The 18,466-nt window shown below is 58.8% G+C and carries 13 protein-coding genes and 5 pseudogenes; 11 read left to right on the top strand and 7 right to left on the bottom strand.

Going from position 1 to position 18,466, the window contains the following annotated elements:
• The first annotated feature begins 9 nt into the window (after window positions 1–9).
• Window positions 10–171 carry a hypothetical protein gene (locus SINAR_RS1000000137240; protein WP_158500208.1) on the top strand — a complete coding sequence of 54 codons (162 nt, stop codon included), beginning with the start codon at window positions 10–12 and terminating at the stop codon, window positions 169–171.
• A gap of 123 nt (window positions 172–294) precedes the next feature.
• Here SINAR_RS1000000137240 and SINAR_RS0129935 read toward each other — a convergent pair.
• Window positions 295–501, bottom strand: a pseudogene (locus tag SINAR_RS0129935) (ATP-binding cassette domain-containing protein); the annotation flags it as partial.
• Window positions 502–605: 104 nt separating this feature from the next.
• Between SINAR_RS0129935 and SINAR_RS0129930 the strand changes: the two are divergent.
• Window positions 606–1,631 carry an IS110 family RNA-guided transposase gene (locus SINAR_RS0129930; RefSeq protein WP_027997995.1) on the top strand — a complete coding sequence of 342 codons (1,026 nt, stop codon included), beginning with the start codon at window positions 606–608 and terminating at the stop codon, window positions 1,629–1,631.
• 501 nt (window positions 1,632–2,132) lie between these two features.
• Here the strand turns inward: SINAR_RS0129930 and SINAR_RS01000000134140 are convergent.
• A pseudogene (locus SINAR_RS01000000134140) lies at window positions 2,133–3,154 on the bottom strand (IS110 family RNA-guided transposase).
• A 113-nt stretch (window positions 3,155–3,267) separates the two neighbouring features.
• Between SINAR_RS01000000134140 and SINAR_RS1000000136025 the strand changes: the two are divergent.
• The 3 genes from SINAR_RS1000000136025 (at window position 3,268) to SINAR_RS1000000136020 (ending at window position 6,848) form a co-directional block, all read left to right on the top strand.
• Window positions 3,268–4,213, top strand: a protein-coding gene (locus SINAR_RS1000000136025; RefSeq protein WP_150852085.1) for an IS630 family transposase whose coding sequence is annotated in 2 segments (ribosomal slippage) — window positions 3,268–3,606 and window positions 3,608–4,213 — 945 coding nt in all. Because the reading frame shifts where the segments join, the coding sequence is not laid out codon by codon here.
• A gap of 447 nt (window positions 4,214–4,660) precedes the next feature.
• Window positions 4,661–5,692 (top strand): hypothetical protein, encoded by a 1,032-nt coding sequence (locus SINAR_RS0129910; protein WP_028002484.1) that lies wholly within the window; start codon window positions 4,661–4,663, stop codon window positions 5,690–5,692.
• A gap of 829 nt (window positions 5,693–6,521) precedes the next feature.
• The gene (locus SINAR_RS1000000136020; protein ID WP_084617819.1) at window positions 6,522–6,848 is read left to right on the top strand and encodes a transposase; all 327 of its coding nucleotides are present in this window, start codon (window positions 6,522–6,524) and stop codon (window positions 6,846–6,848) included.
• A gap of 386 nt (window positions 6,849–7,234) precedes the next feature.
• Here SINAR_RS1000000136020 and SINAR_RS0129900 read toward each other — a convergent pair whose 3' ends face one another.
• Window positions 7,235–8,296: an ABC transporter ATP-binding protein gene (locus SINAR_RS0129900; RefSeq protein WP_028002482.1), complete on the bottom strand. Its 1,062-nt coding sequence runs from the start codon at window positions 8,294–8,296 to the stop codon at window positions 7,235–7,237.
• 415 nt (window positions 8,297–8,711) lie between these two features.
• Between SINAR_RS0129900 and SINAR_RS0129895 the strand changes: the two genes are divergently transcribed.
• Complete coding sequence (locus SINAR_RS0129895) at window positions 8,712–9,740, top strand: hypothetical protein (RefSeq protein WP_028002481.1); 1,029 nt, start codon at window positions 8,712–8,714, stop codon at window positions 9,738–9,740.
• Between the two features lie 99 nt (window positions 9,741–9,839).
• Here the strand turns inward: SINAR_RS0129895 and SINAR_RS1000000136015 are convergent.
• Window positions 9,840–10,714: pseudogene (locus tag SINAR_RS1000000136015) on the bottom strand (IS5 family transposase).
• A 171-nt stretch (window positions 10,715–10,885) separates the two neighbouring features.
• A pseudogene (locus tag SINAR_RS01000000134130) lies at window positions 10,886–11,930 on the bottom strand (IS110 family RNA-guided transposase).
• Window positions 11,931–12,401: 471 nt separating this feature from the next.
• Between SINAR_RS01000000134130 and SINAR_RS1000000136960 the strand changes: the two are divergent.
• Window positions 12,402–12,683, top strand: coding sequence for a hypothetical protein (locus SINAR_RS1000000136960; RefSeq protein ID WP_150852050.1), 282 nt, complete (start codon window positions 12,402–12,404; stop codon window positions 12,681–12,683).
• 198 nt (window positions 12,684–12,881) lie between these two features.
• On the opposite strand, the gene SINAR_RS0129870 is transcribed toward SINAR_RS1000000136960, so the two are convergent.
• Together SINAR_RS0129870 and SINAR_RS0129865 are read right to left on the bottom strand one after the other, a co-directional pair.
• Window positions 12,882–13,907, bottom strand: coding sequence for an IS110 family RNA-guided transposase (locus tag SINAR_RS0129870; protein ID WP_028002478.1), 1,026 nt, complete (start codon window positions 13,905–13,907; stop codon window positions 12,882–12,884).
• A 62-nt stretch (window positions 13,908–13,969) separates the two neighbouring features.
• Window positions 13,970–14,164, bottom strand: a complete 195-nt coding sequence (locus SINAR_RS0129865; RefSeq protein ID WP_028002477.1) for a hypothetical protein — start codon at window positions 14,162–14,164, stop codon at window positions 13,970–13,972.
• A gap of 947 nt (window positions 14,165–15,111) precedes the next feature.
• On the opposite strand from SINAR_RS0129865, the gene SINAR_RS1000000136955 reads away from it, so the two are divergent.
• The 4 genes and pseudogenes from SINAR_RS1000000136955 to SINAR_RS0129835 all read left to right on the top strand — a co-directional run bounded on the left by SINAR_RS1000000136955 (window position 15,112) and on the right by SINAR_RS0129835 (window position 18,093).
• Complete coding sequence (locus tag SINAR_RS1000000136955) at window positions 15,112–15,444, top strand: DUF6119 family protein (protein WP_150852049.1); 333 nt, start codon at window positions 15,112–15,114, stop codon at window positions 15,442–15,444.
• A gap of 100 nt (window positions 15,445–15,544) precedes the next feature.
• Window positions 15,545–15,721 (top strand): annotated as a pseudogene (locus tag SINAR_RS0129845) (transposase domain-containing protein); the annotation flags it as partial.
• 110 nt (window positions 15,722–15,831) lie between these two features.
• The gene (locus SINAR_RS01000000134125; protein ID WP_050577661.1) at window positions 15,832–16,608 is read left to right on the top strand and encodes a glycosyltransferase family protein; all 777 of its coding nucleotides are present in this window, start codon (window positions 15,832–15,834) and stop codon (window positions 16,606–16,608) included.
• 498 nt (window positions 16,609–17,106) lie between these two features.
• Window positions 17,107–18,093: a helix-turn-helix transcriptional regulator gene (locus SINAR_RS0129835; protein ID WP_234710680.1), complete on the top strand. Its 987-nt coding sequence runs from the start codon at window positions 17,107–17,109 to the stop codon at window positions 18,091–18,093.
• Window positions 18,094–18,466 lie beyond the last annotated feature (373 nt).

Raw genomic sequence — 18,466 nt, 5'->3', positions numbered from 1 at the left:
AGGATTTGCATGACCATAAGGTTGGTTCACCAGACCGACCTGTTCCGTCCCTATAGCGATCCGGACGATCACTGGGACCTTGCTTGCGTCTATGCTCTTGCGGCATCGGGTCAACCCGAGCTCGGCGGCGTACTGGTCGACTTCCCGACCGATGATCCCTCCAGGTCGTAGTCCGGACGCCAGCGGCATTGCGCAGCTAAGCTATCTCACGGGGTTGCCGACCCACATGGCGGTCGGTTCCTCCGTCCCCTACACGCATGACCGAGCGGCGCTTTCTGCCCTTCCCAGGCGCGACCGGCCGCCGATGCGGATCTCACCGCCCGATATCGATTCGAGACCGGCAATCATGCGTAACAAGGTGGATTTGCCACACCCGGATGGGCCGACTAGGATGACGAACTCGCCATCTGCAATGTCGACATTCACGCCATGGATGACTTGGGCGCTTCCGTAGCGCTTGACGATGTTCCTAGAGTCGGTCAGCTTTAAGCTGAATCGCACCGGGATTCCCTTTTTGCAGCGATTGTGATTATGGGATGGCCCGCCCCTCTCTGGAGCGCGATCCGTTAGGATTGCTCTGTTTGGAACGAGAGAGGAACGGACCGATGTCGATATTTGTGCTCGGAATTGATCTTGGCAAGAACGTCTGCAGCCTCGTCGGGCTCGACGCGACCGGCGCCGTGGTTCTGCGCCGTCGCCTTCGGCGTGATGGTGTTGCGGACTTCGTCGGCAAGATGGAGCCCTGCATTGTGGCGATGGAAGCCTGCTGCGGTGCACATCACCTTGGGCGGGTACTTGGTGCCAGGGGTCACACGATCCGGCTGATGGCGCCGGAATATGTGCGGCCCTATGTAAAGGCGAACAAGAACGACGACCACGATGCCGAGGCGATCGCGGAAGCCGCAACGCGGCCGACGATGCGGTTTGTGCCGGTGAAGAGCGAGGCGCAATCGGACATCCAGGCGCTGCATCGGGCGCGCTCGCGCCTGGTGGCGGAGCGCACGGCGCTGATCAACCACCTACGCGCATTGTTGCTGGAGCGCGGCATCGTCGTTGCCCAGGGCCGGCGCAAGCTGGAAGATGTGCTTGGGCTTTTCGCCGATGAGGACGATTCCCGGCTGTCGTCGCGCATGCGGCTGCTGGTCGAGGACCTGCGCGCCGAGTGGCGCAGCCTTGATGAACGGATTGCCGCCTTCGATGCTGAGTTCGTGCGGATGGCGCGTGACGACGAAGCGGCCCGTCGCCTTTCGACGATCCCCGGTATCGGGGTCATCAATGCCACCGCACTTGTTGCCGCGGTCGGCGACGCGGCAAGCTTCGGGCGCGGTCGTGATCTTGCCGCCTGGCTCGGCCTCACACCCCGGCAGGCGACCACTGGAGGCAAGCCCCGGCTGCTCGGCATATCCAAGCGCGGCAACCGCTACCTGCGAGCAAACCTGATCCATGGTGCTCGCGCAGTCCTGCCGCGCATCATGGCTCAGGATACGCCGCTGGGCCGATGGGCCCGTGGTCTGCTGGAACGGGCGCACAAGAACATCGTCGTCGTCGCGCTGGCGGCCAAACTCGCACGTATCGTCTGGGCGATGCTGCGCAAGGAGCGTAGCTTCGATCCGGCGATCGCTGCGGCGTAGAAATAGGAGATCATCGGATGCTGATCTGATGGTCGCGATAATCTGCGGGTGGTGAGAAGAAGATGGCCTGACAGTCGAACGGTAGCCTGGAAACCTGAACCATTGAACGGCCGATCGAGGCCGGTGTGATTATGAGGACCAGGCTGCGCGGATCTCCATCTTGGCCGGGACAAGATCCCGAGACCGGATACGTTGACGCAGACTGAACAGAGCTACTTTCAAAAACCCTTGCGGATGGGGCGGGCCATACGTTCATATGTGGACACCCCCTATGGCAAGGGCCCTTTGTCGGGATTGTTTGATCGGTTGCTTTCATATGTCCGGCCTGTTTGTGCGGTGTGAAGTTCGACCGCTGGCCCTGATGGAAATCCGCCGGTGAGGTCCCTGATCAAGATGGCGCGCGATTGAAGCGCATTGAATCAGACGGGTTGGCCTTACCATTGGCTCGATCGTTACACATCATCGACTGCCGTTACCAATTCGGGTTGTCTGGGATTGAACTCAGGCGATCATCTCGTGGGCCCTATAAGCTTCCTTCCGCGTCAGAACGGCCCATGCGATCCGCGCGAGCTTATTGGCGAGCGCGACGGAGACCAGCCTGAACGGCTTTTTCTCCAAGAGCTTTCTGATCCAATTCGCCATGGGCGTTGCCTTGTCCTTCGTGTGCCGGATGACGGCGGTAGCGCCGACAACGAGCAATCTGCGCAAGTATCGGTCTCCTTGCTTGGAGATGCCGCCGAGCTGCGTTTTGCCTCCGGTCGAATGCTGTTGCGGCGTCAGGCCGAGCCAGGCGGCAAATTGCCTGCCCGAGCGGAATTGATCGGGATCGGTGACGGTGGCGGCGACAGCTGTGGCCGTGATCACACCGAGACCGGGGATAGCGGTAAGCCTGCGACTGGCCTCGCTGTCGGCATGCCAAGCGAGAAGTTGCTGATCCAGCGCTGTGATCTCATCGCTAAGCGTCATGATCTGCCGGATCAGAATATCCAGCGCGGTGCGGGCATAAGACGGCAAGCCATCCCCGTCAGACAGGACCTGCTGCGCCAGCTTCGCCAGATTGGCGACACCGGGATTGGCGACAAGACCGAACTCTGCCAGATGCGCCCGCAACGCATTGGCGATCATCGTGCGCTGGCGAACGAGCAGCGCTCGGGCGCGGTGGGTCATGAGAATGCCTTGCTGTTCCACCGTCTTCATGGGCACGAATCGCATCGTCGGGCGCTGAACGGCTTCGCAGATTGCTTCAGCATCCAGCGCATCGCTCTTACCGCGTTTGACATAGGCCTTCACATAGGACGGGGGATGAGCCTGATTTCGTGCCCCATCGCGGCGAGCGTGCGAGCCCAGTAGTGCGCCGTTCCGCACGCTTCCACCCCGATGAGGCAGGGTGGCAGCTTCGAGAAGAAGGGCAGCATCTGCTTCCGGTGCAGCCGTTTCACCAGCACGGTTTTGCCTGTCTCATCGATGCCATGCGCCTGAAACACGCTCTTGGCCAGGTCGAGTCCAATGGTTGTGATCTTCACTGTAAATGCTCCTCTTATCGCTGCGCAGGCCCCGTCAGCAATCATAGCTGCAGACGGTCGGTGCGGGGGCGTCCACATCATGAAGATCATTGCTGGTGAGGAGGCCAGCAATGATGGCGCGACCTCTTTCTCTGGATTTACGCCAGCGCGTCGCCGCCGCTCTGGCCGGAGGCATGACGGTGCGGGCGGCCGCCTTGCGCTTCGGGATATCGGCGGCGACGGCGGTGCGGATCGGCCAGCTCGACCGGTCCGGCCGCGGTTTGGCGCCGGCCAAGATGGGTGGCCATGTCAAACCGATGCTGCGGGGCGCGGCGGCCGATGCGGTTCACCGCCGGCTGGCGGTCAAGACCGATTGGACGGTGCGGGCGCTTGCCGCCGATCTTAAGGCGGCCGGGATCGATGTCTCTCATGACACCGTTTGGCGTTTCCTGCGCCGCGAAGGCAAGACATTTAAAAAAAACGCTGATCGCCAGCGAGCAGGACAGGCCGAAGGTGGCGCGCTTCCGAAGCCGTTGGAAGAACCATCAACATCGACTTGATCCGCGCCGCCTGGTGTTCGTCGACGAAACCTGGGTCAAAACCAACATGACGCGCACCCGCGGCTGGTGTCAGCGCGGCCAGCCGCTTTTCGCCAGAATACCGCATGGCCATTGGAAGACGCTGACCTTCCTCGCCGGGCTGCGTCACGACCGCATCGTCGCACCCTTCGTGCTCGATGGCCCGATCAACGGGTTGCCTTCACCGCTTGGGTCGAGCAATGCCTGGGCACCAACTCTCAGTCCCGGCGATATCGTCATCCTCGACAATCTCGGCAGCCACAAGGGCAAGCCGGCGCGCAACGCCATCCGCGACGCCGGCGCCCATCTGTTCTTCCTGCCGCCCTACAGCCCCGACCTCAATCCGATCGAGATGATGTTCGCCAAACTCAAGACCCTGCTGCGCAAGGCCGACGAGCGTAGCGTCGACGCGACATGGAGGCGCGTCGGCGAAGTCCTCAAAGCCTTCAGCCCGCACGAATGCGCCGCCTATCTGAGGCATGCAGGATATGCTTCAACCTAAATCTGACAAACTCTAACGGTGACCTGAGCCAACTGGCATCTCCTCTCCTGGGCAAAGCAATTTGCATCTCCACTTCGCCATTGTGGAGATGCGGCGATTTCAATTCTCGACACTGCCTTCGAATTCAAGCGTGCACGTTATTACTGGCTTCACATCTATGTCACCTGGAGAGAGCATGGCTACGCGCCGTGGCCAAACATGCGCATTTCGGAGCACATGTTCAACGCGCGCTTCTCGAGCCATCGCTTTGTCCGCATCAAGGCGGGCTGAATATGAAGGGGACCTTAACCATGCGGCCTCCTCTAGCCGATTTCATTTCTACCACAGCGTATTCACGTTTGGCAATATTAGGTTATTGCAATCTTGCAATAATACCCATAGCGTACGCTTGTTTTGGTCACCGACTCGGTCGCGATGTCGGGAGAAAGAATAATGGGGAGGATTCGCATGGTTATAAGACTGCTTCATCAGACCGACCTGTTTCGTCCCAGTCTCGATCCGGACGATCACTGGGACCTTGCTTGCGTCTACGCTCTTGCCGCATCGGGCCAACTTGAGCTCGGCGGCGTACTGGTCGACTTCCCGCCCGATGACGCTCCAGGCCGCAGTCCCGATGTCACCGGCATTGCGCAGCTAAGCTACCTCACGGGATTGCCAATGCACATGGCGGTCGGCTCATCCGTTCCCTACACGCATGACCCGGCGTCGCTTGCTGCCCTTCCTAGGCGCGACCGCGCCGGCGCGGAGTTCATCCTCGACTATCTCCGCGACAGCGCAGGGCCGGCCTACATCAGCATCGTCGGCTCCTGCCGCGATCTCGCAATCGCGGCCAAGCTTGATCCGGATCTGTTCCGTAACAAATGTGCGGGGATCTACCTCAACGCGGGCGCGGGCCATCCCGATGTCGCGCAGCAGGGAGGGACAGAATACAATGTTGTGCTCAATGCGGCCGCTTACGCCGCCACGTTCGACATACCGTGCCCGATTTACTGGATGCCCTGCTTCGAGACGGTAATTGAGGAGTACCTGGACAGGAAGGTCAAACAGTTCGGGACCTTCTATCGCTTCAAGCAGGGCGACGTTCTGACAAAGTTGTCGCCCGTCCTGCAAAGCTACTTCACCTATTCCCTCGAGTGCAGAACGGATGCGCGCTACCTACAGCCGCTGCTGGCGCCGCGGAGCGATACATCGAGCTGGCGCACCATGCAGGAATACCGCAGCATGTGGTGTACCGCCGGCTTTTTCCATATGGTATCCCAAGCCGTGGGCAAGGTGGGCAAGATCATTGCTGGGTCCAACGCAGACGATGCGGTTTTCGGCTTCCGCCCCGTCGACGTCAAGTGCGATCCGAATGGGGTGACGACGTGGACGAACGCCGGTGTGGATTCAAATCGTTTCCTGTTTGAGGTGAAGGATCTCGACAGCTATGCTAGCGCCATGACTGTTGCCATGACGACCCTGCTGGGGAATATTCAATAGCCGTAAGCCGAACCAGTGGTTGCCCATTGCACAACTCGAAGCCTTTCCACCGCTCTGACTGTCGCCGTGAGTGGTCGGGTTTTTGGAGCAGTAGCGGCGGCCGTTGCCGCGAAGCTAACGATCAGCTCTATCCCCACGTGTTATCCTGGCTGCGTTTGCGGCGCAGCCAGGTAGTTGGAGGCAGCGAACGTCCCCAGTGCCCACTGGCCTTTTGGCGCGCAAGTCTAGAGATGCGCGGTGCGTCGCGACGACGCCTCCTCCATTGAAGCGATGATTCGGCGGTGCCTTCCGGCGCCAATAGGGAACCGATAGGTCAATCTCCAATTCAATCACGAGCGCTTCGAGGCGATTCATTAAAAACGGAAATTGCCAGATCTGTCGATAGATCTTCGAACTTTCGCTACGTGATAACGGTCGTCGAACGAGGCACTTGTCAACAGGGGACGTCGATGTCCAGCGATCAACCAGCGCTCGTCGCTAGATGCAGCTCAAACGATGTTTGGTCACTTCTAGCCATACTACCGACATCTGGCGGACAGCGCTTCGTCGACGGCGCACGTGCCGGCGTTTGTACTTCACGGACGCCCTCGGGTAAAAGACGTGTCAGACCCGCCCTGGCTACAGACAATGACGCCAACACCCCACGAAAGGTGCCGCACCCGCATAAAGGGCGGCGCATGGAACTTATTCGGAGCAAGAGGCTTCGGAAGGCTTGCCAACTGAAAAGGCCATCGAAGCACCAGTCCGCTCGATCGGTTACGACTGGCGGTGACGCCGCCGGAATCATAAGCGTTGCGCGCCATCCTATCTCTGCCGGTACACCCATCGTATTTCACCCGCCATCTCGCACGTGCTCGCCGCGTCGAATCGATGGTTTATTCGAAGCCACCGTCCGGCGATCCGGACCAGGTGCTCTTGCCGTCGCCAACAGCCGCATCGTCGAGGTTCGATGACGGTCACGTTGCCTTCGGATGGAAGGATTATCGCCGCAATTGGTCGCGATCGCGAGAAGATCATGCGCCTTGACCCGCACGAGTTCATCTGGCGCTTTCTTCTGCACGTGTCCCCGATGAGCTTCCACCGCATGCGCCACTTCCGCTTTCTCGCCGATAGCCACCGACGGGATCGTATCGGTCTCTGCAGGGAATTCCCTTAGTTCAATCTGGCTTATGTGAGGTCGCGTGAATGCGTGGAACCGTCAGAAGCGACCGCAAATAGCCCTCCGGATTCCGACGATTTACCTTTCGCGCAAAACGGGTACAAGCTCTTCAACCGCTCCAATGATGATGGGCTGGAGGCCCTAGTGATCGCTCGCGCCGGCCTGTGGATTATGCAGTGGCTGCCGATCTCGGCGTAGAGCACTCTCAGATCCGCCTCAGATCGAGGTGAGTGTCACCGCCTCGGCGCCGCGCGACGTGAGTCTCAGCGCGACCGCGCGACCAATGCCTTTGCCGGCGCCGACCCTCCGGAAACTCCTGCCACGTCATGACGTCACTTCACCTGCGCGCTTTACCTGCAGATGACAATCGCAATAGCGAAGGCTCACAGGCGTGCGCCGCTTTGCCTGTCAAAGATGTGGACCCGGCGCGGATCGATCCTCAGTCTCACCTCTTCACCAGGCCGGGCCGTAAGCCTGTCCTTGACGATGGCGTCAACAGCGTCTCTGCCGACCCTTGCGAAAATCTGGGTCTCAGAGCCGGTCGGCTCCAACAGAGAAACCGTTGCCACCAAGCCGCCAGGCGCGATGTCGATATGCTCGGGACGTATGCCATAGACGACCGGCTGACCAGCCTGCGCCTTAACCCCACGAGTGGGCAGCACGGATCCGGTATCGGAAACGAAAATCTGTTCGCCGTCTTTTGAGTCGATCCTGCCGTTGATGAAGTTCATGGCTGGAGAGCCGATGAAGCCAGCGACGAAGACATTCCCCGGATTGTCGTAAAGATCGAGTGGTGGGCCGACCTGCTCCACCTTGCCGTCCCTCATCACAACGATCTTATCGGCCATAGTCATCGCCTCGATCTGATCATGAGTAACATAGACGATCGTTGTGCCGAGGCGTTGATGCAATTCCTTGATTTCAACGCGCATCGCGACACGAAGTTTGGCGTCGAGATTCGAAAGGGGCTCATCGAACAGGAAGACTTGCGGATCGCGCACAATGGCGCGTCCCATAGCCACACGCTGGCGCTGTCCGCCCGAAAGTTGTTTCGGAAATCGGCCTAGCAGCTTACCTAGATCCAGGATTTCAGCCGCCTTCTTCACCTTGGCATCAATCTCGGCTTTCGGCCTGCCCTTGATTTTGAGCGAAAAGCCCATGTTATCGGCGACGTTCTTGTGCGGATAGAGGGCATAGTTCTGGAACACCATCGCTATGTCGCGGTCGTTTGGCAGAAGATCGTTCACCACCCGGCCGCCGATGCGGATCTCACCGCCCGATATCGATTCGAGACCGGCAATCATGCGTAACAGGGTGGATTTGCCACACCCGGATGGGCCGACTAGGATGACGAACTCGCCATCTGCAATGTCGACATTCACGCCATGGATGACTTGGGCGCGTCCGTAGCGCTTGACGATGTTCCTAACGGTGACCTGGGCCAACTGGCATCTCCTCTCCTTCGGCAAAGCAATTTGCATCTCCACTTCGCCATTGTGGAGATGCGGCGATTTCAATTCTCGACACTGCCTTCGAATTCAAGCGTGCACGTTATTACTGGCTTCACATCTATGTCACCTGGAGAGAGCATGGCTACGCGCCGTGGCCAAACATGCGCACTTCGGAGCACATGTTCAACGCGCGCTTCTCGAGCCATCGCTTTGTCCGCATCAAGGCGAGCTGAATATGAAGGGGACCTTAACCATGCGGCCTCCTCTAGCCGATTTCATTTCTACCACAGCGTATTCACGTTTGGCAATATTAGGTTATTGCAATCTTGCAATAATACCCATAGCGTACGCTTGTTTTGGTCACCGACTCGGTCGCGATGTCGGGAGAAAGAATAATGAGGAGGATTCGATGGTTATAAGACTGCTTCATCAGACCGACCTGTTTCGTCCCTATGCCGATCCGGACGATCACTGGGATCTTGCTTGCGTCTATGCTCTTGCCGCATCGGGCCAACTTGAGCTCGGCGGCATACTGGTCGACTTCCCGCCCGATAGTCGTCCAGGCCGCAGTCCCGATGTCACCGGCATTGCGCAGCTAAGCTACCTCACGGGATTGCCAACGCACATGGCGGTCGGCTCATCCGTTCCCTACACGCATGACCCGGCGTCGCTTGCTGCCCTTCCTAGGCGCGACCGCGCCGGCGCGGAGTTCATCCTCGACTATCTCCGCGACAGCGCAGGGCCGGCCTACATCAGCATCGTCGGCTCCTGCCGCGATCTCGCCGTCGCGGCCAAGCTTGAACCAGATCTTTTCCGTAACAAATGTGCGGGGATCTACCTCAATGCGGGCGCGGGCCATCCCGATGTCGCGAAGCAGGGGCAGCTAGAGTACAATGTTATGCTCAATGCAGCCGCTTACGCCGCCACGTTCGATATCCCGTGCCCAATTTTCTGGATGCCATGCTTCGAGACCGATGACGGCGATTTCAACCCAAAGGTCGAGCGGTTCGGTACTTTCTACCGTTTCAACCAGAGCGACGTTCTGCCAAAATTGTCGCCCGTCCTGCAAAGCTACTTCACCTATTCCCTCGAGGCGCGAACCGATGCGCGCTACCTACAGCCGCTGCTGGCACCGCAGAGCGATACATCGAGCTGGTATACCGTCCATGCCGATCGCTTCATGTGGTGCACCGCCGGCTTTTTCCACATGGTGTCCCAAGCCGTGGACAAGGCGGGCAAGATCATTGCTGGGTCCGACGCAGATGATGCGATTTTTGGCTTCCGCCCCGTCGACATCAAGTGCAATCCGAATGGGGTGACGACGTGGTCGAGCGCCGGTGCAGACTCAAATCGCTTCCTGTTCGAGGTCAAGGATCTAGAAAATTACCCTAGCGCCATGACTGCTGCCATGGCGACCCTGCTGGGCAATATTCAATAGCCGTAAGCTGGTCTGCTGCCGGTTTTTCGGACGCTGAGTTAAGCTAATTCCAGCTAGTTTTCACATTCGGACTGAGATGGGCCTAGGGTGAATCGACATTCATCGGAGCCAGATCATTGCGGCGGCGAGTAAGGCAAAGCCGTTGAAGTGGATTGTCCGCCGGTCATAGCGGGTGGCAAAGCGGCGAAAGTGTTTGAGGCGGTTGAAGCAGCGTTCGATCCGGTTGCGGTGCCGATACGCTTCGGCATCATGACGAACAATGGCCTTGCGCGAGCGGTTTGAGGGGATGACCGCCTCGGCCCTCATGACGGCGATCGTCTCGCGCAGGGCATTGCTATCATACGCCTTGTCGGCGACGACGGCGGCACCGGACCACCCCTTCAGCAAGGCTTCTGCCTGGGTGACGTCACCGACCTGACCGGCGGTGACGATCAGGCGCAGCGGGCGTCCGAGGGCGTCGGCCAGCATGTGGATCTTGGTGGTCAGTCCACCTCGGGAACGTCCCAGCGCCTGATCCTTGGCTCCCCTTTTCCGCTCGCCGCCTGTTGATGGGCGCGCACGATGGTGCTGTCGAGCATCAGATATTGGTTGTCGTGGTCGGCGGTCAGCACCGCGAACACCCGCTCCCACACGCCGGCATGGCACCAACGGCTGAAACGGCGATGCACGGTCTTCCACTTGCCATAACGTTCCGGCAGGTCGCGCCAGTGCGCCCCGGAGCGCAGCACCCACAAGCAGCCGTTGACGAACAGCCGGTTGTCGACGCCCGTCCGGCCAGGGTCACCGGCCTTGCCCGGCAACAACGCCGCTATCCGTGCCCACTGCGCCTCGCTCGTTCGTATCGCTTGATCCCCATCGCCCCGCTCCGCTTGGAAAATGCGGAACCCTATGAACGTATGGCCCGCCCGTCTGCGAGAGTGATTTGCAAGATCGCTCTGCTCAGTCTGCGTCAACGTATCCGGTCTCGGGATCATATCCCTGGCCAGGATGGAGATTCGCGCAGTCTGGTCCTCAAAATCACACCGGCCTCGATCGGCCGTTCAATGGTTCAGGTTTCCAGGCTACCGGTCGACTGTCAGGCCATCTTCTTTCACCACCCGCAGATTCGCGCGACCATCAGATCAGCATCCGATGATCTCCTATTTCTACGCCGCCGCGATCGCCGGATCGAAGCTATCCTCCTTGCGCAGCACTGCCCAGACGATACGCGCGAGTTTGGCAGCCAGCGCGACGACGACGATGTTCTTGTGCGCCCGTCCCAACAGACTACGGGCCCATCGGCCCAGCGGCGTATCCTGAGCCATGATGCGCGGCAGGACTGCGCGAGCGCCATGGATCAGGTTTGCTCGCAGGTAGCGGTTGCCGCGCTTGGATATGCCCAGCAGTCTGGGCTTGCCTCCGGTGGTCGCCTGCCGCGGTGTGAGGCCCAGCCAGGCGGCAAGGTCACGACCGCTCCCGAAGCTTGCTGCATCGCCGACTGCGGCAACAAGCGCGGTGGCGTTGACGACCCCGATGCCGGGGATCGTCGAAAGGCGACGGGCCGTGTCGTCGTCACGCGCCATGCGCACGAACTCAGCATCGAAGGCGGCAATCCGTTCATCAAGACTGCGCCATTCGGCGCGCAGGTCCTCGAACAGAAGGCGCATGCGAGACGACAGCCGGGAATCGTCCTCATCGGCGAAAACCCCAAGCGCATCTTTCAGCTTGCGTCGGCCCTGAGCAACGACGATGCCGCGCTCCAGCAACAATGCGCGCAGGTGATTGATCAGCGCCGTGCGCTCCGTCACCAGGCGCGAGCGCGCCCGATGCAGCGCCTGGATGTCCGATTGCGCTTCACTCTTCACCGGTACAAACCGCATCGTCGGCCGCGTTGCTGCTTCCCCGATCGCCTCGGCATCGTGGTCGTCGTTCTTGTTCGCCTTCACATAGGGCGCACATATTCCGGCGACATCAGCCGGACCGTGTGACCCCTGGCACCAAGTACCCGCCCAAGGTGATGCGCGCCGCAGCGGCTTCCATCGCCACAATGCACGGTTCCATTTTGCCGACAAAGCCCAGAACGCCATCGCGACGAAGACGACGGCGCAGAACCACCGCGCCACCGGCAGGGCGGAAATCCGGCCCTTGCGGGTGCTCGCTGCGGTTCCGGCCTTCTGGGGATTTCCGTTTCGTTAGATAAAAGTGAACCATTCCAATTAAATGTAAAACAGGGACTAGCGTTTTGCCTCTTCCGAACGAGCGGCAGAATGCACCGCCCCTCAGGCGCTCCCTGCGGCGGTCCGGCGCTAAGCTCTCGACGCCAGGATGGTGCCGGCCCTTCGATACCGCAGAGCCGGTCGTGGACACCGTCACGCGATCATCGAAAGGCGCTTGTAGAGATAATGACTCTCAGTCCATGTTGAGAAGGGAGAGATTCGCCGACCGGACGTCAAGGTACCTGGCCGAACCACGTGTGAAGGTACGCGGCTGCAGCGGGATCGCAGCCCACGTTTTCGAGGTAGGAACACTATGAAATCACCGTGGAAATGCTTGCTGAACTGTCGTCGCGGCGACGGCCGGCGAAAGCGCAAAGAATTCGATCGCGCATGACGCCGATCCCGAGCGTCCCGAAAGCAAAGCGGAAAACAAGTTGGCACCTCCGTCGGGGCCGAGGGAGGCGCATTGGGGCCGAAAAGCGAGAAAAGCAAAAAGCCCCAAGGAAAACCGCGAATCGAGCGTCGAGAACGTCCGAAGAGAGCGCGCACCCAGCTGCTTGCGCGGAGCGCTGTCGCCACAAATTCAGCTGAGACCGTTCAACCCCCGTCTTCCGGGGATCCTTTCTTCAACGAAGTGGCGACCCTCGACGAGGAAACCAAACAGCTGCGACGACGGCTGGCTCAAAAACTTTATCTGCAGAACGTCCAGCTCAAAAACGTATGGCTCGCCCGTCCGCAAGCGGTCTGAAGGAGGCTGATCAATCTGCACCAACGTATCCGGTCTCAAGGCACGCCTTGGCCAAGATGGAGCTCCGCACGCCCTGATCCACATAAACGCTCCGGCGAGGTCCGCCATCTTTTTGATCGGGTTTTCAAGGCGTCGTCTAACTGTCAGGCCATCTTTTTCATTCCACCCGCAGATATTCGCGAGGCCGCAACGCCGCGATTACAGAGCGGCGGCTGCGTGTTCGAACGCAACACGTTTCTGCAAAACTGCCCAAATGATTCGGGCCATCTTTGCCGCCAACGCGACCACGACGACATTCGGATGGGCGCGCGCGATCAGTCGGCGCAGCCACGAGCCGGTTGCGGTCTGGGTTCGCGCCAGATGCGGCATGGCTGCCCTTGCACCATGGATCAGCATGCGGCGCAGATATGCGTTCCCCCGTTTGCTGATGCCCAACAGCCGAGGCTTTCCGCCGGTGGTCATCTGCCGCGGCACCAGCCCCAGCCAGGCCGCAAGATCTCGGCCGCGAGCAAAGGCCTGCGCCTTGTCGATCGCCGCGACAAAGGCGGTGGCGTTCAATGATCCTATGCCGGGAATCGATTCCAGTCGCTGACAGGAGGCATCATTGCGGGCAAAGGCAGTGAACTCATCATCAAACGATCTGATGCGTCGGGTGAGATCCCGAAGCTCTTGCCACATCTCTTCGAGCAAACGGCGGATCCGATCACTCAACAGATCGCCGCTGTTTTCGATCAGTTGCGGAAGCATGCTCTCGAGCTTCTGACGGCCCTGCGGAATTGTGATGCCGCGCTCCAGAAGAATTGCACGCAGTTGATTGATCAGGGCTGTCCGTTCACCGACCAAACGATCTCTGGCGCGATGGAGGCTCTGCAGGTCGAGTTGCTCCTCGCTCTTGAGGGCGACGAACCGCATCGTTGGTCGGGTCGCGGCTTCAGCAATTGCCTCAGCGTCGCGATCGTCATTCTTCTGCGCCTTCACATAGGGGCGGACGTATTCCGGCGACATGAGACGAACTACGTGACCCTGCTTTCGCAACACCCGGCCGAGATGATGAGCGCCGCAGCACGCTTCCATCGCAATGATGCATCCAGGAATCCGCGCAGCCAATTTGGGAATGCTGTTGCGGTGCAGTCGTCGGCGCAGAAGAACTTCGCCGCTGGCATCGATGCCTGCGACGCTGCAGCTATTCTTGCCGAGATCAATTCCCAATAATGCGATCTGCATGACCCGTCCCTTTCTCGATTGAACCTGCGCCATTGTGCAGGAGCCTGAGTGGGCGAGCCATTCTATAAATGCTTGAGCGTTTCGACGTTTCGTGAGCCGGCGTCAACGACGCCGGAGGGAGCTTGCTGTAGGACGCCATTCGCCGGAAGCTGGAACTCTTCACCCGCGAGCTCATCTAAAAAGCTGAATAGGATTCCGGCGCCAAGCTCGACTGGATCGCTGTCGATCACTGGAACACGGACGATCCGCGTGTCCACGTCATCCTGCGTGGGCGCACCGACGAGGGTCAGGACCTAGTCTCGACCGCGGCTATATCGATCCGGTCTCCGCGACCGGGCGCAGGACCTCGTCCCGGAACTTGGGAGTCGCAGCGTTCTCGATATCAGCCGCTCGCTTGAATGTTAGACGAAGGCCGACCGCTGGACTGAGCAAGATCGCCAGCTGCTCGGGGGCCGATGAGCAGGTATCATCCGGTGTCGCGCCGACAACGGGCGCACAGCCCGACGAGTATATTATGCAAGTAGAGCCAAACTGCATGGTGCATGGTTCGAGCTGCGCCGGGGCGCTTGTCGCTAACGGGCTGGGTGGCCTTGGCTTGATAGGCGCCGCCAGAGGGCTGTGTCTTGATCCGCTAAATTCAGCGGTATCCTGCGAAACAGTGTTTTGTTTTCATGATTGTGCTTCGGATATTTCTATTTCGCCGCGTTTATGCGCGGCAGCTGAACCAGTATCAGCGCTCTGCGGACAAGCAGGTGTTTTTGCTTGGAGCCGACGAGAAGGGGATCGGCTTCATGAAAGCTCCATGTGATAAGCAACGTCTTGGAACAAGAGATCAAATGCGGCACTAAAGGCATAATTGAGTTCGCTGCAGGCGGGCCGAGTCCCGCGAACTCGGGCCTGAGCCGTTACGCGACTCGCGTTACCATAGATTGCCGATCCGCAAGTAACCATCCCTGCAAGAGTGGTGGTCAAAGCATCGTCGTCACTACTAAAAGCTTAGCGCTGGCGCGCCAGTGTTTCAGTATACTTCACGTCGGGGGCAGCATGGCAAAGATCCGGTCTTTTCAATTTACCTTCTCAAGGAGGGATACGACGCAACGAATGCCCTGCGCGAGGATCATGTGCTCGCCGACAATGTCGGCGCACCCGCCCTGCCTGAAGGTGCAACACTGTTCGTGCTCGATAGCGAACCGCGACCGCCCTGGTGGAGACTCTATTCGGCATTGAGAAAAATCTTACTCAAGTAAACAAAGGCGCCCTCGTTTTCCTGCCGGTCGGAGATAGGCACTTCGCCCTGTCTTTCGGCCATGTTGCTCATAATCTGATTGATTCAAGCTATGAGCATGACATTCGAACAGCCTCGATCCAAACAAGCTCAAAAGCACCGATACCCCGTGCAGCCAAGCGCCATGGATGTTCAGGGAACGTGATTTTCATTGCAGATCAGGTCGTGGCCACACAGGGCCGAGAGAAGAAGCGGAAGAAGGAGGAAGCTGCCGTCGAGGTGCAGCCGGCCGCAGTTGAAACCGCTGAATAACCTTGCCTTGATCCCGGAGGGGTCGCGCATGCCGCACCGCGCTGCTTCACTCACGAGCGCTTACGCTGCCAACGTCATTTCGACTTCGACCGATCGTAGGAGAAAGAACTCACTGTTCGCTGGCAGCGGCTGGGCAACCATCGCGACGCTGCTGCAGACAGCGAAGATGAACGATATCGATCCGCTTGCCTGGCTCAGCCAGACCCTCGAGCGCATCGCCAATGGGTGGCCAAACAGCGAAATCGACGCGCTCTTGCCATGGAATTACGCCCGCTGAACGGCCTCAGCTTGCCGCTTACCACCAATCAACTGTCTGACCTAGTAGTGGATCAAGCGCCCGACTCTCAGTTTAAACTTGAGAACGTTGTCAGTTCGAGGATCCACAAGATGCGCGAAGTTCAGCGGTTGGCGATTGTTGTCACCGACCCGCGGCAGAGGATCTCGACTTTGACAAGGCACTTTTCAGCAGCCCTCGGTGTGGTTGGCGGTACGTCGGTTCTGCGACGACTATTATCTCAATTGGCACACGCTGGGGTACAGAGGACGATAGTCGTGGCCCGGGGGACTTTGGGCGACATCGCCATCGACTTCGGTGACGAGCTGGATGGAATGGAGCTCTGCCTGCGCGCTCTGCCCAGCCCGAACGCCGGACGTCTCGTGGACGCAGCAACGACGAGGGAAATCGCCGACATGAAAGGGGAGTTTCTGTTGTTTACCGAAAATGTGGTCATTGACTTCGAGCTGGTCGCGCGCCTATTGCGGTCGCAAGACCGCAACATTGCCGTAGTCAGCAAAACACAAGGCAGACGATCCCTGCGCGTACTAGCGAACGATAGCCTGCGCCTTACAGCAATCCTACCGGACCGCCCTCCAAGTCAGAATCACGCCTCTGCAGATTCGAATCTAGTTGGCGTTTATAAATTTGACCCTGCTTTCGTTCGGACCATTGCTCGAAACCGCCGGCATCGCACACATGACGATCTCGAATTCTTTGAAACCGCATTGAGTATTCATGCACACTCGATCCACATCATGTGTGCCGAACCTCAACGTGTTAGAATGGTGAACGATGCCGTTGACCTCGCGGCGGCCAATTTCGCGTTCAGGACCAGTTCCGATCAGCCACTACGGCTGAACGCACCGCATGGCACTGAAAACCAGTAGAAAAACCTGCCGAGGCGCCTTCTTGTGAAGATGGCGCCTTGTGGAGACTCCTGGTACGTGGCGGCAGGTTCCAAGTGATGCTGCATAACGAACGGGCGCGATTAGCGCCAACGACAGGCAGGCCGGCCGTTCTGCAAGCTTGCCGCTCAATCGCGCAGATGACCGGCCCAATAGCACTCGTTAATTTGCAGACGAGGCAAACACGCTGCGGCTCCCGCATTGGGATTGCCGAACGGCTTTCCTCGGTACGGAATTGACCGATGCGTAAAGGCATGGCCTCACAGGCAACCGCCCAACGGACACTACTGTCGCGTTTGTCGAACCACGACGTAGCGGTATCTGGCTGAGTGCTGGCTGCATCGTGTCAAATAACTGACAAACAAAATAGATCTCGTCGACGCCCCATTCTTCGAAGTTGGCACGACTTTTGAATCCTCATTAGCTACGGGGGCAGGAGTTGTCGACGATGTGCATACTTAACGGACGAAGGAGGAGAGCATGATGTCAGATCTCCGTCGACCTGCATTGAGAGCCCTGCAATACCGGCCGTCGACGGCGCATAGCCGCAGTGCCTCATCGGTCACCGCGTCGTGCACCGGTGACTACATGGCGGGCGATTTGTCACTCAACGGAGACTGTGGAAGGCTCGCCGATGACTGCGATTTCCCTCGAGTTCGCGGGCCGGCGACCGGAGAATCCGATCAGATATCCTTGGGAACACCGATCCATTTTTCAAACACAGATAGGGACAAATTTGCGGTCGAGCTGGGCCGGTTTCTCGACCTGACAGATGGTGTCGCCCAATCCAAAAAATTGTTCGACCTTTTGTCGGCTTTTGCGTTTAAATTTGGCTGCACGTGGATGGCCTATGGTCCTCTTACAACCGACCAGAAGGCTTTGAATCCAATGAGATGCGGCTCGGAGGAAATTCTGAATTATCCTGATGGTTGGCAGGAGCGATGCCTCGAAATGGGTTATGACAGGATAGCCCCCATCATCAGGGAGAGTCGAATGGGGGCTGGCCCAATTCGATGGAGCGACATGTACAGTGACGCAAGCACCACTGAACACGAGCGGCGCATGTTTGACGAGGCAGCAATGTTTGGCTTGAGGTCCGGCATTACTGTTCCATTGCGTGGTCCTAGCGGCAGCTGCGCGATCATGAGCTTTGCTCGGCATTGCGAGCGTGAATTCCAAGACAGAACAATCACCTACTTACTACTTGCCGCGACCCACTTCCATCTGAGAGTCGCGAAAGTCGCGAATTTGAACGTCGTCCAAGATATTCCTGCCCTTTCTTCAAGAGAAAAGGAATGTTTATCGTGGGTGGCAAGAGGGAAATCGTCGTGGGATATAGGGATCATTATGCGGATTTCCGAAAATACTGTTAACTTCCACATTAAGAACGTCATGCGAAAGTTAGGTACTTCGAGCAGAACCGTCGCAGCCATTAAAGCAATAAGCCTCGGAATCATTGAATTGTAAGAAGCGACCAAATAATGTCGGGCTTAGCCTCGGTCCTGTTCAGTTGGGCAGGCTCGCGCACTCTCAAAGGAGAGTACGGGTTATTCGAACATCGGCTACGCTGCTACTCTTGTCGAACCTGCATTCAGAGTTCGCGGCCTCTGCACCGTGGTCGTGCGTCGTGGCAAACCGTCAAACTCGGCTCGGACCCGATCTTGAAGGGGCGCAAAGTCTTATTGTGGCAGCCGCATCTGGGCTGCATGGCGGCTACATGCCGTCTCGCGTGTGCAATAAGTGGTGCGACTCAGATTGTTTGAAATCGGATGTCGAAAGGCACGAGGGCCAAACAGCGAATACTGAAGAAGTGCCAGCGACGATACTGCCAGCCTGGGTA

This window comes from Sinorhizobium arboris LMG 14919 (genome assembly GCF_000427465.1).
GTDB classification, from domain to species: domain Bacteria; phylum Pseudomonadota; class Alphaproteobacteria; order Rhizobiales; family Rhizobiaceae; genus Sinorhizobium; species Sinorhizobium arboris.
This window is presented reverse-complemented; position numbering and strand designations above follow the sequence as displayed.